This window comes from Bradyrhizobium sp. 195 (assembly GCF_023101665.1).
Classification (GTDB): Bacteria; Pseudomonadota; Alphaproteobacteria; order Rhizobiales; family Xanthobacteraceae; genus Bradyrhizobium.
The window spans coordinates 7,002,873-7,018,096 of record NZ_CP082161.1 but is presented as its reverse complement, the minus strand read 5'-3'; the positions used below and the strand labels follow the sequence as shown (position 1 = coordinate 7,018,096).

15 protein-coding genes are annotated in these 15,224 nt (G+C 64.0%); 9 read left to right on the top strand and 6 right to left on the bottom strand.

Features of this window, described 5'->3' with window-relative positions:
• Positions 1-110 precede the first annotated feature (110 nt).
• Together rpoD and IVB26_RS32660 are read left to right on the top strand one after the other, a co-directional pair.
• On the top strand, positions 111-2,267 hold the full coding sequence (gene rpoD / locus IVB26_RS32665; protein ID WP_247969112.1) for an RNA polymerase sigma factor RpoD: 2,157 nt from the start codon (positions 111-113) through the stop codon (positions 2,265-2,267).
• A gap of 190 nt (positions 2,268-2,457) precedes the next feature.
• Positions 2,458-2,835, top strand: coding sequence for a thiol-disulfide oxidoreductase DCC family protein (locus tag IVB26_RS32660; RefSeq protein ID WP_247973330.1), 378 nt, complete (start codon positions 2,458-2,460; stop codon positions 2,833-2,835).
• Positions 2,836-2,853: 18 nt separating this feature from the next.
• Here the strand turns inward: IVB26_RS32660 and IVB26_RS32655 are convergent, their stop codons facing one another.
• Positions 2,854-3,090, bottom strand: a complete 237-nt coding sequence (locus IVB26_RS32655; protein WP_018318231.1) for a hypothetical protein — start codon at positions 3,088-3,090, stop codon at positions 2,854-2,856.
• A 326-nt stretch (positions 3,091-3,416) separates the two neighbouring features.
• On the opposite strand from IVB26_RS32655, the gene IVB26_RS32650 reads away from it, so the two are divergent.
• A complete protein-coding gene (locus IVB26_RS32650) occupies positions 3,417-4,226 on the top strand; it encodes a DUF4231 domain-containing protein (protein WP_247969111.1) in 810 nt (269 codons plus the stop codon).
• A 414-nt stretch (positions 4,227-4,640) separates the two neighbouring features.
• Here IVB26_RS32650 and IVB26_RS32645 read toward each other — a convergent pair whose 3' ends face one another.
• Positions 4,641-4,982 (bottom strand): hypothetical protein, encoded by a 342-nt coding sequence (locus IVB26_RS32645; protein WP_247969110.1) that lies wholly within the window; start codon positions 4,980-4,982, stop codon positions 4,641-4,643.
• A gap of 119 nt (positions 4,983-5,101) precedes the next feature.
• The gene (locus IVB26_RS32640) at positions 5,102-6,034 is read right to left on the bottom strand and encodes an OmpA family protein (RefSeq protein ID WP_247969109.1); all 933 of its coding nucleotides are present in this window, start codon (positions 6,032-6,034) and stop codon (positions 5,102-5,104) included.
• Between the two features lie 152 nt (positions 6,035-6,186).
• On the opposite strand from IVB26_RS32640, the gene IVB26_RS32635 reads away from it, so the two are divergent.
• The gene (locus tag IVB26_RS32635; RefSeq protein ID WP_247969108.1) at positions 6,187-6,993 is read left to right on the top strand and encodes a lytic murein transglycosylase; all 807 of its coding nucleotides are present in this window, start codon (positions 6,187-6,189) and stop codon (positions 6,991-6,993) included.
• Between the two features lie 120 nt (positions 6,994-7,113).
• Positions 7,114-8,289, top strand: a complete 1,176-nt coding sequence (locus IVB26_RS32630; RefSeq protein WP_247968820.1) for an IS481 family transposase — start codon at positions 7,114-7,116, stop codon at positions 8,287-8,289.
• A gap of 292 nt (positions 8,290-8,581) precedes the next feature.
• Here the strand turns inward: IVB26_RS32630 and IVB26_RS32625 are convergent, their stop codons facing one another.
• A complete protein-coding gene (locus IVB26_RS32625; protein ID WP_247969107.1) occupies positions 8,582-9,412 on the bottom strand; it encodes an SDR family NAD(P)-dependent oxidoreductase in 831 nt (276 codons plus the stop codon).
• Positions 9,413-9,533: 121 nt separating this feature from the next.
• Here IVB26_RS32625 and IVB26_RS32620 point away from each other — a divergent pair, with 121 nt between their 5' ends.
• The 4 genes from IVB26_RS32620 to IVB26_RS32605 all read left to right on the top strand — a co-directional run bounded on the left by IVB26_RS32620 (position 9,534) and on the right by IVB26_RS32605 (position 13,330).
• The gene (locus IVB26_RS32620) at positions 9,534-9,908 is read left to right on the top strand and encodes a response regulator (protein ID WP_247969106.1); all 375 of its coding nucleotides are present in this window, start codon (positions 9,534-9,536) and stop codon (positions 9,906-9,908) included.
• Positions 9,909-10,183: 275 nt separating this feature from the next.
• On the top strand, positions 10,184-10,795 hold the full coding sequence (locus IVB26_RS32615; RefSeq protein WP_247969105.1) for a LysE family translocator: 612 nt from the start codon (positions 10,184-10,186) through the stop codon (positions 10,793-10,795).
• 660 nt (positions 10,796-11,455) lie between these two features.
• Complete coding sequence (locus tag IVB26_RS32610; RefSeq protein ID WP_247973329.1) at positions 11,456-12,679, top strand: GGDEF domain-containing protein; 1,224 nt, start codon at positions 11,456-11,458, stop codon at positions 12,677-12,679.
• A gap of 24 nt (positions 12,680-12,703) precedes the next feature.
• Positions 12,704-13,330, top strand: a complete 627-nt coding sequence (locus IVB26_RS32605) for a peptidoglycan recognition protein family protein (RefSeq protein ID WP_247969104.1) — start codon at positions 12,704-12,706, stop codon at positions 13,328-13,330.
• 291 nt (positions 13,331-13,621) lie between these two features.
• Here the strand turns inward: IVB26_RS32605 and IVB26_RS32600 are convergent, their stop codons facing one another.
• Positions 13,622-13,963 carry a hypothetical protein gene (locus IVB26_RS32600; protein ID WP_247969103.1) on the bottom strand — a complete coding sequence of 114 codons (342 nt, stop codon included), beginning with the start codon at positions 13,961-13,963 and terminating at the stop codon, positions 13,622-13,624.
• 357 nt (positions 13,964-14,320) lie between these two features.
• Positions 14,321-15,220, bottom strand: coding sequence for an RNA polymerase sigma factor RpoH (gene rpoH, locus IVB26_RS32595; RefSeq protein WP_018318222.1), 900 nt, complete (start codon positions 15,218-15,220; stop codon positions 14,321-14,323).
• Positions 15,221-15,224 lie beyond the last annotated feature (4 nt).

Genomic DNA, 15,224 nt, shown 5'->3' with positions numbered 1-15,224 from the left:
GCCCTTTCCGTGTCGAGAGCTGCCGAAGCGAGAGCGTCGGGCAACAGGTTCATGTGAATTCACGCGGACGCGGCGCAGCGTCTCGCATGAAGCGCGTTTAGGAGCAATGGATGGCCACCAAGGCAAAGACGCTGCAGGCGAAGGACAAGGAAAAGGACGACAAGGCAGCGGATGCGCCGGAGAAGGACTCCCAGGACGCGCCCTCGCCGTTGCTCGATCTGTCCGACGCGGCCGTGAAGAAGATGATCAAGCAGGCCAAGAAGCGCGGCTTCGTGACCTTCGATCAGCTCAACGAAGTCCTGCCGTCCGATCAGACTTCGCCCGAACAGATCGAGGACATCATGTCGATGCTCTCGGACATGGGCATCAACGTCACCGAAGCCGACGACAGCGAAGGCGAGGAGGAGAAGGACGAGGGCGGCGAGGACGAGACCGACAACGAGCTCGTCGAAGTCACCCAGAAGGCCGTCACCGAGGTCAAGAAGAGCGAGCCGGGCGAGCGCACCGACGATCCCGTGCGCATGTATCTGCGCGAGATGGGCACGGTCGAGCTGCTCTCCCGCGAAGGCGAAATCGCGATCGCCAAGCGCATCGAGGCCGGCCGCGAGGCGATGATCGCAGGCCTGTGCGAAAGCCCGCTGACCTTCCAGGCCATCATCATCTGGCGCGACGAGCTCAACGAAGGCAAGATCTTCCTTCGCGACATCATCGATCTCGAAGCCACCTATGCCGGTCCCGACGCCAAGGCCGGCATGAACAATGCGATGATCGCCGGTCCCACCGGCGAGAACGGTGAAGCGCCCGCCGAGGGTGGCCAGGCCGCAGCGGCCGGCGCCCCCGCGCATGTCGCCCCGCCCGCCGCTCCGCCGTCGCCGACCCCGTTCCGCGCCGCGCAGCCTGCCGCTGGCGGGCAAGGCGGAGAAGAGAAGGATCCGGGCGAATCCGCCGCCGAAGCCGACATGGACGAGGACGACGAGTTCGAGAACCAGATGTCGCTGGCGGCGATCGAGGCCGAGCTCAAGCCGAAGGTCGTCGAGATCTTCGACAAGATCGCCGAGAGCTACAAGAAGCTGCGCAAGCTGCAAGAGCAGGACATCCAGAACCAGCTCGAGAGCACCTCGCATGGTCCCTCGCTGTCGCCGCACCAGGAGCGCAAGTACCGCAAGCTCAAGGACGAGATCATCGTCGAGGTGAAGTCGCTGCGCCTCAACCAGGCGCGTATCGACTCACTCGTCGAGCAGCTCTACGACATCAACAAGCGCCTCGTCTCGCATGAGGGCCGCCTGATGCGCCTCGCCGACAGCCACGGCGTCGCGCGCGAAGACTTTTTGCGCAACTACACGGGGTCTGAACTGGACCCGCGCTGGCTCAACCGGGTGTCGAAACTCTCGGCCAAGGGCTGGAAGAACTTCGTCCATCACGAGAAGGACCGCATCAAGGACCTGCGCCACGAGGTGCATCAGCTCGCCGCGCTGACCGGTCTTGAGATCGTCGAGTTCCGCAAGATCGTGCACTCCGTGCAGAAGGGCGAGCGCGAAGCGCGCCAGGCCAAGAAGGAGATGGTGGAAGCCAACCTCCGTCTCGTGATCTCGATTGCGAAAAAGTACACCAATCGCGGCCTGCAGTTCCTCGACCTGATCCAGGAAGGCAACATCGGCCTGATGAAGGCGGTCGACAAGTTCGAGTATCGCCGCGGCTACAAGTTCTCGACCTACGCCACGTGGTGGATCCGGCAGGCGATCACCCGCTCGATCGCGGACCAGGCCCGCACCATCCGTATCCCCGTGCACATGATCGAGACGATCAACAAGATCGTGCGCACGAGCCGCCAGATGCTCAACGAGATCGGCCGCGAGCCGACCCCGGAAGAGCTCGCCGAAAAGCTCGGCATGCCGCTCGAGAAGGTCCGCAAGGTCCTCAAGATCGCCAAGGAGCCGCTCTCGCTGGAAACCCCGGTCGGTGACGAAGAGGATTCGCACCTCGGCGATTTCATCGAGGACAAGAACGCGATCCTGCCGATCGACGCCGCGATCCAGTCCAACCTGCGCGAGACCACCACGCGCGTGCTGGCGTCACTGACGCCGCGCGAAGAACGCGTCCTGCGCATGCGCTTCGGCATCGGCATGAACACCGACCACACGCTGGAAGAAGTGGGACAGCAGTTCAGCGTGACGAGAGAGCGTATCCGCCAGATCGAGGCGAAGGCGCTAAGGAAGCTGAAGCATCCGTCGCGGTCGCGGAAGCTGCGGTCATTCCTGGATAACTAATTCGGATCGTCATGCCCGGGCCTGACCCGGGCATTCATCCAAACGAAAACGGCGGGCCATGAGGTCCGCCGTTTTTTTGTGCCTACCGGCGCGATTCATTTTCAACGAGAAAAGGTGCGCTAATCTTCTCGAAATCCAGGTCGATGGCTCCAGCCTCGACGTCGCGGGGATCGACATCTATGCTTCGATGATGCCGGTTCACCTCACCGTCTGGTACAACACCCGCTGCCCCGTCTGCGATGCCGGCATCGACTGGCAGCGCAACAAGCTGCTGGCGCTGGTGCGTGAGGGCACCGTTGAGTTCAAGGACATCAACGAACAGCCTGATGCGCTGGCGCACTTTGGCGCTTCGCTCGACGACATCAGGCATCGCCTGCATGCGACCGATGAGGCTGGACGGCTTATCGTCGGCGCGGATGTCGCGATTGCGCTGTGGCGGCTAACGCCCGGGGAGGGGTGGCTTGCGCCGCTGTTCGGCAATCGCATGGCGCTGCCGTTCACGCGGTTCTTTTACGACCGTTTTGCCGATCTGCTATTTGCCTGGAACAGATGGTGCGGGCGCTGGTGAGCGCCTGCCTTTGTCGGGCTACTTCTTCTTCACCCCGACCCGCTCGATCCGCTTGATCTCCAGCGCCGGTCGGCCGCTCTTCTCCGCGATCTCGCGATCCTGCTCCATGATGAAGGCGCGGGCGGGTTCATCGCCATCGAGGCCGCCGAGCAGTTCTGAGGGCACGCGGCGGTTGGAGCGTTGGGAATCGTCTTCATAAAAGACATTAAAGAAGGCGAATTCGCCTTTGGGATTGGTTCCGGGTTTTTTGGCCATGGCGGCTTGTCGTCGATAAGTACGCCGCAGTCAAATGACTTTAGGGCCCGCCATAGGACGGCTCGGCTCCTCGGGAAGAGGCGCTAGGGTTTGCTTACCGTCAGCGGATTGAACCCGGCGCGACGTGCTTGACCTGAGGTTGATCTTGGAGGAGCATGAAGCTTTCAATTGCTCCGCTGTATTTGGGGGCGCACGCCTCCGCGACGCCGATCGCGCCAATTGCCCTGACACCGTGTGTTCAACGAAAGCATTTTGGGGGGACGACGATGACCATCTTGGAATCCGTTGCGGATAGTCAGGCCAAATGGTCGACCACTGCGAACGCGATGAAGTCGACGATCGACCGCGCGCGGTGGTGCGTCTTTGCACTATCTTCGCTGGGCGCGGTGTTGGCGGCAGTGGCGAGCCAGCTGCCGGAAGGAAATGCCAACCCCCGCACCTTTGTCGCGATCACGGCGGCGATATGCCTCGCATTCGCGACCTTCTTCACGCACCGCTTGCTCGGTCCCGAGCGCATCGCCGCCTGGGTTCGCGCCCGCGCCATCTCGGAACGCTTGAAACGTGAGGCCTATCGATACGCGACGAAAGCTGCGCCCTATGACGGTCCGGCCAGGGCGGACGCCGTTCTCGGTGCTGAGCTTCTGAAGATCGATGAAGACGCCAGGGAATTGCTCGAGCAGCAAATCCCGGCCAAGGACCAGGGATCATCGCCGCGCGTTTCTCTTGGGATCGATGAGTATCTGGCGAAGCGGGCTGGCAAGCAGATCGCATATTATGAGGCCCGGGCCAGGGAGTACCAGTCGAGGGCTCGGCGGCTCAGGTCCCTGGAGCTGGTTTTGGCGGCAGCCGCGACGCTACTCACGGCTCTTGCCAGCGTGGTTGCCAAGCCCATCATTCTGGGCATCCACTTTGATCTCGCCGCGTTGACGGCCGTGCTTACGACCCTCGGCGGCGCCGTCATCGCCCATATCGAGGCGGAGCGTTATAGCTTTCTCGTGGTGACGTATCGGGCAACTGCATTGCAGCTGCAGCGACGCGTGGACGGCGCGAAACAACCGTTGTCGGACCTCGTCAACGACTGCGAAAACATTTTGGCGGCGGAGAACGCATCCTGGATCGCGAAACAGACCAAGTGAGTTCGATGTCCAAGTGAGTTCGATGCCCAGCTGCGCAACTCGCGCGGGCCCTCAATAAACGGCGGGCCGAAGCCCGCCGTTTATTTTTGGTCTTCAGCGTCACCCGGGGCTGGCGGGGTGACAACCTAGAATAGAAGACTATAGAAGACGCCCTGCGATGGCAAGGCTAATCGGGGCGGTGTTGATGTCGCAGCGAGCGCATCTGATTGCGTCGGTTGCGATGTGCGATGTGGAACCACATCAAAGCAATTGTTTGGATCGTCAAACCACTTCGTTCATCTTCGCGGCCTCGCAACGCAGCGTGCGTGGTGCGCGCTGTGTCTGAAGCTGCGCGAGCCTGCACGTCTTCCCGCCTGCGTGCAGGTGCTGTGATCCGATGCGCGCCAAGCGGGTTCCATCGTCGCCGCGCGTATCTCAATGCGCGCGCGTACGCTGCGCCACCTCCTGCGCGGCAAGCCGTGATCGGTGTCCGCCGCCTTTGCCGCTGTCCTCCTTGCGTCCCTGCGCCATGATCGCGCTGCCCATCGCGGCCGAGCCGAAGGTGATGAGGAAGGAGGCAAGTAATAAGACGAGGGCAATGCCGGGTGCGCGGTCGACGAAGATCAGCTCGCGCAGATGTCCGGGGTTGAGCCAGAGCAGTCCTCCGACGAGCAGCGTCGCGGCACAGGCGCCGATCGCAAGGTTGATGGCAAGCGGGCGGAACAGGGGAATGCGGAGCAGGGCGGGGCGGCTAGGCTTGTTCTCATGGTCGGGCACGGCCGGTTGCCTCGGACATTGTCGCGCCGGGAACGACGAGGGAAAGGATGTCTGCGACCATCCCATCTCACGCCGATCGTGCCGCGATATTGACCCGCATCAAACTCCGGTGCGACGTTTCACGGCGCCACCAGCTCCACCCGCCGGTTGAGCGCGCGGCCGGCATCCGTCGCGTTCGGGCCGACCGGTGCCAGCAGGCCGACGCCGGCGGTGCGCAGGCGTGTCGGCACGATCCGAAAGCTCTTGACCAGCTCGGCGGCGACTGCCTCCGCGCGTCGCTTCGACAGATCGAGATTGTATTCATAGGCGCCCTGGCTGTCAGTGTGGCCGACGATGAAGACGCTCAACTGCGGCTGGCTCGCGAGCAGCTTTGCGATCTGCTCCAGCGTCGGACGGCTTTCCGGTTTCAGCACGGCCTTGTCGGTGTCGAAATAGATGCCGTAGAGCGCGATGTGGCCGGTCTCGCCAAATCCCTTCGCCATCGCGGCGGCGTCGACCATCTTGTTCGCGATGGCCCCGACCTCGGCGATGGTGAGCTGCGCGGTGATATCCTGGTTGTTCTGGCTGACGATGACGCTGGCATAGATCTCGCGTCCGCTCTCCGCCTTGCGGCCGGCAAAATAGCGGTAGTTGAAGCCGTCGATCCACATCTGTGGCACCGGCAGCGTGTCGATGCTCTCGGTGAAGGGGATGGCGCCGCAGGCGTCCGTGTCGCAGGCCAGCAAGGTCTCGAAGCCGGCCTTGGCAAGCTGCGTCTCGAAATTGCGCGACACCTCCAGGATCGAGGGACCGGGATTGGTGCGATAGGCGATGCGGACGATGCGGCCTTCGAGCTGCCGGGCATCGGTCGGCTGGCCGTCCCTGAAGCTTGCTGCCTGCATCCGCGCCGCGTCAAAATCCTTCGCCACATAGCCGGTGATGACGCTGCCGGCGAACCGGCCGATGCCGGGATAGTCGCGCGCGCCCGCGACGTCGCGTGTCTGCGCGAAGGCGGCATTGTTGCTGAAGGAGAGCAAGGCGAGGACAGCGAGCATCCGGGGCGGAAGGAGCATGGTCACCTCGATCGGCTGGGACGGGGCTAGCAGTTCATTTGTCGCGCCCAAGCTGCGATTGGTTCTGGCGGGGATTTGCCGCTTTGACGCGAATCCGGTTCCCGGGCATGATCGCGCGCTTTCCGCGCTCATTCCTCAGAGGAAATTCCCGCATGTTGAGACACGCCCTGGCCACGGCCTTCATCCTCTGTTGGGCCGGTGGATCGGCGCAGGCCGCGCGCTGCGGCGGCGACTTCAACAGCTTCGTCGCCACCATGGCGCAGGAAGCGCAAGCGGCCGGCGTCTCGGCGAGCGTGACCAACGCGGCGCTCAGCGGCGTCACTCCCGACGGCGCGGTGCTCGCCTTCGACCGGCGCCAGCGCCACACCTTCAACAAGAGCTTCGAGCAATACGTCTCGACCCGCGTCGGCCCGGGCCGCATCAATGGTGGCCGCGCGCTCTTGCAGCGCCACGGCGCGCTGCTCTCGCGCATCGAGCAGCAGTTCGGCGTGCCCCGTTATATCCTGGTCGCGATCTGGGGGCTGGAGAGCGATTTCGGCAAGGGCGACATCGGCAAGATGCCGGTGGTCCGCACGCTGGCAACGCTCGCGCATGATTGCCGCCGCACCGACCTTTTCCAGGGCGAGTTGCTTGCCGCCCTCAAGATCGTGCAGCGCGGCGACCTGCCGCTGCGCGACCTCATCGGCGCCTTTGCCGGCGAGATCGGCCAGACCCAATTCCTGCCGTCGTCCTACATCAAATACGGCGTCGATTTCGACGGCGATGGTCATGTCGATCTCCGCCACAGCGTCCCCGACGTGCTCGCCTCGACCGCGAACCTGTTGCACACCAGCGGGTTCAAGATGGGCCAGCCCTACGGCGAAGGCACGCCGAATTTCGAGGCGATGCGCGAGTGGAACAGGGCGGTGATCTACCGCAAGACAATCGGCTATTTCGCGGACCGGCTGGCGGGGCAGTGACTACATAGTCGGTGTCATCGCCCGGCTTTCTGTTTAGCCCGGACAGATCACTGACGGGTGTTCGGAGACATAGCTGACACATCAACATTGGCTGGATTGGTCCGATTCGGGAGGCCGTCCATGCCCTGGAGTGAGGTGTCAGCAATGGATCAGCGTCACGAGTTCGTGCGGCTGGCTTTGCAGGAGGGCGCCAATCGGCGCGAGTTGTGCCGACGGTTCAACATCAGCCCTGACGTGGGCTACAAATGGCTGCGGCGCTGGCAGGCTGGCGATCGAGAGCTGGCCGACCGCTGCCGTTGCCCGCATGCGATGCCCAAGCGCAGTGAGGCTGCGGTCGAGGCACAGGTTCTGGCCGTGCGGGACAAGCATCCGGCTTGGGGAGCGCGGAAGATCGCTCACTGCCTGAAGCGGCGCGGGCAGACGGTGCCCGTGCCGTCAACGGTGCACCAGATCCTGTGTCGGCACGGTCGGGTCAAGCCAAGCGAGAATGCACCGCCCAATCCGGGGCATCGCTTCGAGAAGGAAGCTCCTAACCTGCTGTGGCAGATGGACTTCAAGGGACACCTGCCGCTCGCCAACGGGACGCGATGTCATCCGCTGACAATTGTCGACGATCACTCGCGCTATGTCCTGTGCCTGAAGGCCTGCGCCGACGAGCAGCGTCTTACCGTGCAGGATCATCTGACGACGACGTTCCGCTGCTACGGCCTGCCGGAGGCTTTCTACACCGACAACGGCTCACCGTGGGGCGATACGTCAGGTGTTCGTTGGACCGGGCTGAAGGTGTGGCTGCTCAAGCTCGGTGTCAGGGTGGTGCATGCCAGGCCCTGTCACCCGCAGGCGCGCGGCAAGAACGAACGCTTCCATCGCACCCTGAAGGCCGAGGTTCTTGCCATGCGTCGCTTCCGCACTCTGCCGGAGGTCCAGCGCGCCTTCGACGCCTGGCGGCCAGTCTACAATCTGGAACGTCCCCACCAGGGCCTCGATATGCACGTCCCCGCCGATCGCTTCCGGCCGAGCACCCGTGCCATGCCGGCTCGCGTTCCGATCGTCGAATACGACAGCGGTGAGATCGTGCGCAGAGTCTCATCGACAAGACCCTACATCTCCTTCAAGGGGCGCTTCTGGAAGGTTCCCCAGGCCTTCGCCCGCGAGCGCCTCGCCATCCGGCCGCTGGACCGCGATGGCCATTACGGCATCTTCTTCGCCAGCTGGCAGGTCGCATCGATCGACTTGACCAATGGCCAACCTGTCAGTGATGTGTCCGAACAGGTGTCAGCCATGTCTCCGGACTAAACACTTGTCCGGGCGATCCAGTATTCCAGAGACAGTAGTGATTGAACCGAGAGGCAGCGGCGTACTGGATTCCCCGCCTACGCGGGGAATGACAGAACTCGTAGGGTGGGCAAAGGCGCGAAGCGCCGTGCCCACCATCTCTCTCGATCGCGAAAAATGCGTGGGCACGCTTCGCTTTGCCCACCCTACGACAGCGGCAGCTTGTAGGATGGGTAGAGCGAAGCGAAACCCATCGCGCCCCCTTCTCGCGGCAACATGATGGGTTTCGCTGCGCTCTACCCATCCTACGAATTCACTTCCCCTTCGCCATCCGCTCCAGCTTCCTTTGCAGCGGCGCCCAATAACTCCCTGGGCGGAAGCGCTGGAGCAGGTCCATGAAGCGGGCGTCGTTGCCGATCAGGATGCGCGGCTCGTTCTTCTCGATACCCCTGATGATGCGCAGCGCGGCATCCTTCGGCGTGGTCTTCGCCGCGTTCTCGAACCGCTCGATCGACTGCGCGCGGCGGGCATTGTCGGTGACGCCAGCGCCGGTGCGGGAGTTGCGCGCGATCGCGGTGGCGACGCCGCCGGGATGCACGACCGACAGTCTGATGGGGCTGCCCGCCACCGCGAGCTCGTGCCGCACGCTCTCGGAAAAGCCGCGCACCGCGAATTTCGCCGCCGCATAGGCCGATTGGCCCGGCGGCGCGATGATGCCGAAGATCGAGGAGAGATTGACAATGTGCGCCTCCGGTCTCGTCTTCAGATGCGGCAGGAAGGCGCGCGTGCCGTGCACCACGCCCCAGAAATTGATGTCGAACAGCCAGTCCATCTGCGCCTGGTCGATCTCCTCGAACGAGCCCATCAGCGCCACGCCGGCATTGTTGACGACGATGCCGAGCGCGGGATGCGCCGCTATCGCCTCGGCCGCGAACTGCGCGATGTCGTCCGCCTCGCCGACGTCGACGCGGTGCAGGCTAATCTTGCGTGTTGCTCCGATCTCCGCAGCGAGCGTCTTCAGCCCGGCTTCGTCGCGATCGGCCAGCGCGAGATCGCAGCCGCGCTGCGCAAGCTCGATGGCCAGCGCGCGGCCGATGCCGCTGGCCGCCCCCGTGATGGCGGCGGCGCCGCGAATCGCAGTCATGATGTCCCCCGTCAAGCCCTCGTCGATGGAACTATGATTTACATTTTTTCAGAATGGAACCGAACCGAGAGCGAATTGGCTCCTTAACATACGTTACGCAAGCAAGCATTGGGAGACGCTGATGGGACAAGCACAGCCATTTCGTGCGACAGCGCTGATCGTTGAGGATGACGTCATGCAGCGGGAGATGCTGAGTCTTCTGCTGGAAGAGAGCGGTTACCAGGTCATCCAGTGCGAGAGCGCCGAGGCCGCCGAGCGCGTCCTCGACAAGAGCGCCGGCGCGCTCTGCCTGATGCTGACCGACGTCCAGCTCGCCGGCCGCATGAACGGCGTCGAGCTCGCTCACGTCGCCAAGGACCGCAATCCCAGGCTCGACATCGTCGTCACTTCCGGCCGCCCCCTGATGCAGGCCTTGCCCGCAGGCGCCAAGTTCTGGGCCAAACCCTGGGCGCCGCTCGACGTTCTGCGCGAGGCCGAGATCGCGCAGCTGTCCTGAGGGGAGCCCTTCAGTTTGCAACCACGCAATTCCGATCTCCGCCCGTCATCCTGAGGTGCGAGTGATGGGGCGCGTAGCGCCCCATCGGGAGCCTCGAAGGATGAGCGTCCGGGATGCGGCTACAGCCGGGCCGTCGCCCTTCGAGGCTCGCCGAAGAGGCGAGCACCTCAGGGTGACGGATAACCGCCGCTTTGCGGTGGTAGGCGGTTCTTCCCCGTCATCCCGTGGACCCGGCCCGGCTTCCTCGTCGCGAGGAGGGCTGATAAGGTCCGCCGATGTCCTGGTCCTTCCTGCTCACCTCGCTCATCGTCGTCGCTTCGCCCGGCACCGGCGTGCTCTACACGCTGGCCGCGGCGCTCACCCGTGGCTCGCGCGCCAGCGTCGCCGCGGCGTTCGGCTGCACGCTCGGGATCGTGCCGCACATGTGTGCTGCGATGCTCGGCCTTGCCGCGGTGCTCCACACCAGCGCACTCGCCTTCGCCGCGTTGAAATGGTGCGGTGTCGCCTATCTGCTCTACATGTCCTGGCAGGCGCTGCGCGAGACTGGGACGCTGGCGGTTGGCGGCGAGATCAAGGAGCGGTCGGCCCACCGCGTCATCGTCACCGGCTTCCTCATCAACATCCTCAATCCAAAGCTGTCGATCTTCTTTCTCGCCTTCCTGCCGCAGTTCATCGCCGCGGACGAGGCCCATGTGCTGGCGCGCATGCTGGAATTGAGCGGCGCCTTCATGGCGATGACGTTTGCGGTGTTCGTCGTCTACGGCCTCTGCGCCGCCTCCGTGCGCGAGCGCGTCATCTCCCGTCCCGGCGTCATGGCCTGGCTGCGCCGCAGCTTCGCCGCCGGCTTTGCGGCGCTCGGCGCCAAGCTGGCGTTCGCGGAAAGGTAATTTCCCTTCACCTCTCGAAATCGTCATGCCCGGGTCAAGCCCGGTCATGACGCTGCAAGAGTGTCCACGTCTTCAACGCCACCCAATAAAAAAGCGGGCCTTGCGCCCGCCGTCTTCAAACTCGTTCGATCCTTCCCGACGCCCGGGCGGAGCGAGGCTCCACCCGGGCAAAGAAAAAGAAGCCTCGTTACTTCTTCTTCGCCTTCTTGGCCTTCTTCGCCTTCTTCTTCGCCGCCTTCTTCGCTTTCTTAGCCATAGGATCCTCTTAAGGGTTAATGGTGGAACGCGACACGAGGGATGCTCGGCGGAGGGCCAGCCTCGCAACATCCTCGACGACAAACTCAGCAGATTCGCAGGTCTCTGCCCCGCGCTGTCACATCGGTGTCATCGCGTTATCCACAGCTCAGATGCATTTTCGGGTGATTTTGGTGCGCGAATCCGCATCGCGGCATCGAAGCGCCGTCGCCGCCGACATCCCTAACGATCCGACAATCGCCCTTCGCCGTTCATGAATCCAAAACCAAAGGCGCGTTTTGGCAGATCGCGGTGAGACTCCGTTAAGCGCACCGGCGGCATCTTCTCCGCAAGAAAACGGGGATGGGTCATGGACGGACGGCTGGCAGGGACGGGGAGCGCAACGCTGCGCGTGCCGCACGCGCCATGCTGAACGTACCGACATTGTGGACCGTCTTCGTCGTCAACTTCCTGGCGCTCGGCGTGATTTGGGCCTACGTGACGCGGTCCTATCCGAAATTCGCCGCCGCGCGCTTCTGGATGGCGTCGTCGTTTGTCGGCGCGATCGGGGCGATGACGGCGCTGGTCCGCCTGTTCGTCGCGTCTCCCTTGCCGCTTCTGCTCGGCGCAGCCGGTGTGATCGCCGCGAGCTGCCTCGCCGCCATGGGCATTCAGCGCTTCTATGACCGGCCGGTCTCATGGCGCCTGATGACGGCGACGGGAGGCTTGAGCCTTGCCGGCGTCGTGGTCTTCATGGTCGGCTTCGATCACATGCAGATGCGCATGCTCAGCTACACGCTCGGTCAGGCCTTGCCGCTGGCGCTGGCGCTGCATCTGCTGCTGTCGCCGCCGGAGGGCCGCGTCAGCCCGGGCGCACGACTGTCCAGCATCGTCATTCTCACCATCCTCGCGATCCTTGTTGCCCGCACGGTGGGCAATCTGCTCGGCCACGATCTCTCGGCACGGGCCGGCGGCCAGGCCCATGCCGTCATGGTGCTGGGGCTGCTGTTTCTGTCGATGACGCTCAATTTCGGCTTTCTGCTGATGGCGATGGACCGCCTGCGGGGCGAGGTTGCCGACCTCGCTCTGCTCGACGATCTCACCGGCGTCGCCAACCGGCGGCATCTGCTGCAGCGCCTGACCGAGGAATGCGCCCGCTCCGAGCGCAATGGTGCGCCGTTCTCGCTGCTGGTGATCGATCTCGACGGCTTCAAGACCATCAACGACACCCACGGCCATGCCGCCGGCGATACCTGCCTGAAGCACTTCACCCTGATGGCGCAGACGCGCCTGCGGCCCGGCGACATGCTCGCCCGCACCGGCGGCGACGAGTTCTGCGTCGTGCTGCCGTCCTCGTCCTTGCGCGAGGCCGCCGCGATCGCCCGCCGTGTGCTCGAGGTCTGCCGTCAGGATGCCGAGGCCTGCACCGGCGACGAGATCCCGATCGCGATCTCGATCGGCGTCGCGCAATGGGATCGCGGCATTGGCTCATTCCCGGACCGCCTGATGGCCAACGCCGACCACGCGCTCTACGCCGCCAAGAAGAACGGCAAGAACGACTTTGCCGTCTACGATCCGGCGCCGCCGCTCTCGCCCGAGCCGGTCGATTCTCACGAGGGCGCGCGCAAAATTCGCCTAGAGCCGTGCTAGACCAGCGTCCGTGATCGGATCCGGATGATGATATCTCGCCTGCTCGTAGCCGTTCTCGCCGCTCTCTGTCTGATCGTCCCCGCCATTGCCGAGGATGCCGAACTGGCAAAGCTCGCGCGCGCCACCGGCACGCCCGACATCCCCGGCCTGAAGATGGTCTGGTTGGCGCCATGGGGCGACGTCCGCGACGCAAAACCCTGGCGCAACATCATCGTGCACCAGACCGAAGGGCCGGCGGGCTCGGCGCGCGGCGGCGCGCAAGCGCAAGCGAAGGCCCCGACGCGGCGCGGCGTCACGGTGTGGGTCGAGACCGACGGCACGGTCTATTGGGCGGTCGCGGAAAACCTGGTGCCGACCCATGGCGACGGCGCCAACCGCAACGACAACAAGTACATCGACAACAGCTCGACCTACCGCCAGGTCGTGCGCGACAACTCGATCGGCGTCGAGTTCGCAGGCAACTATCCCGATGTCGCGGCAGGCCCCACGGAGGCGCAGGTCGCGACGTGGAAGATCCTCGTCAAGCTGCTGCGCGCGCGCTACGGCATCCCGCTCGAGCGCGTCTATGCCCACAATTGGATCGACTACAAGGACGCGCGCTACTGCGAAGGCTGCTGGCTCGCGACCCTGGCGCGGGTGTGGGGGGAATAGAGTTAGCGGTGACGGTGCACTTCCTTTTCCCCTTGCGGAAGAAGGTGGCATAGGCGGCCTTCGGCCGCCGTTATTGAGAACGCCGAAGCGAAGCTTCGGCTATGGCGCCGGATGAGGGGTATCCTTCGGGGGTAACGCAAGCCGTAGAGTGGGCAAAGCGAAGCGTGCCCACCATTTGCATGTAACTGGAGAGAATTCGTGGGCACGGCGCCAGCGCGCCTTTGCCCACCCTACGAATTCGGACACGCGGAGAGAACCGTCACCCGTCTCCCACAACGGGCGAGGGGAAGATCACACCGCCTGCGCCATCCAGCCGAACAGCTGCCGGATCAATCCCGGCCGGCGCGGCAGCTCGGGCGGTTCGTCCACGGCCAGCACGCGTTTGAAGAAGTAATCCAGGAACACCATGTCGTTCGGCTCGGTGACGGTGAATTGCTCATCGCCGAAGAACACGCTGTAGCTATAGAAGAAGGGACCCATCAGCGGGATCGTCGCCGTGCCCGCATAGTCCTTGGAGATCACGAACTCCGACGGCTCCAGTCCGTGCTCGCGCATCGCCTGCTCGACCAGCGGCAGCTTGCGCATGAACTGGGCTTCGAAGCCGCCGACGGTGGATTGCAGGATGATCGACACGGTGGGTGTCCTATCGATGCTGTCGGCCTGATCATGTTGGGTCGGGTGACCGGACGCGGGGGTTCAAGGCGAGCTTGGTTCTATGTCGGCCGGGACGAGGAGAGTGTGATTCTCGCACGACAACCACAACCACTGCTGTCATCGCCCGGTTCAACCGGGCGATCCAGTATTCCAGAGGCGCGCATTGGAGATCCCGCGGCGACCACAACCGCTGCGGCGTACTGGATGCCCCGTTCGAGCCGGGGCATGACACCGCGTGTGGAGCGGCGCTTCTCATCAGCCAACAAAAAAGCCGGCGTTGCCGCCGGCTTTCTGTCTTTTTCGATCCGCCAATCTCTTGCCGCGGAAACGCTCCGCTTAATGCGCGGCTTCCAGCGCGGCCTGTTCGGCCCTTGCGATCGTGCCCTTGACCGCGGACTGCACCTTCTCGAAGGCGCGGACCTCGATCTGGCGGACGCGCTCGCGCGACACGCCGAACTCGGCGGCGAGGTCTTCCAGCGTCATCGGCTCATCGGCGAGGCGGCGGGCCTCGAAGATGCGGCGTTCGCGCGGGTTGAGCACGCCCATGGCGCCGTTCAGCGCGTCACGGCGTTCGTCATATTCCTCGTGCTCGGCCAGCATGGCTTCCTGGTTGGGCGTATTGTCGACCAGCCAGTCCTGCCATTCGCCGGCTTCGCCGTCGTCGCGGATCGGCGCGTTCAGCGAGGCATCGCCGCCGAGGCGGCGGTTCATGTCGATCACGTCCTGATCGGTGACGCCGAGGCGCTTGGCAATGATCTTCACCTGGTCGGGGCGCAGATCGCCTTCGTCCAGCGCGTTGATCTTGCTCTTCGCCTTGCGCAGGTTGAAGAACAGCTTCTTCTGGTTCGCGGTGGTGCCCATCTTCACGAGCGACCAGGAACGCAGGATGTACTCTTGAATCGACGCCTTGATCCACCACATCGCGTAGGTGGCGAGACGAAAGCCCTTCTCGGGCTCGAAGCGCTTGACCGCCTGCATCAGGCCGACATTGCCTTCCGAGACGACCTCGGAAATCGGCAAGCCGTAGCCGCGATAGCCCATGGCGATCTTGGCCACGAGCCGGAGATGGCTGGTGACGAGTTGGTGCGCCGCGTCGCGATCGTCATGTTCGCGCCAACGCTTGGCGAGCATGTATTCCTGCTGAGGTTCCAGCATCGGGAACTTGCGGATCTCGGCGAGGTAACGGGAAAGGCCGGATTCTCCATTGAGGACCGGCAAAGCAGCGGTACGGGCCATACTG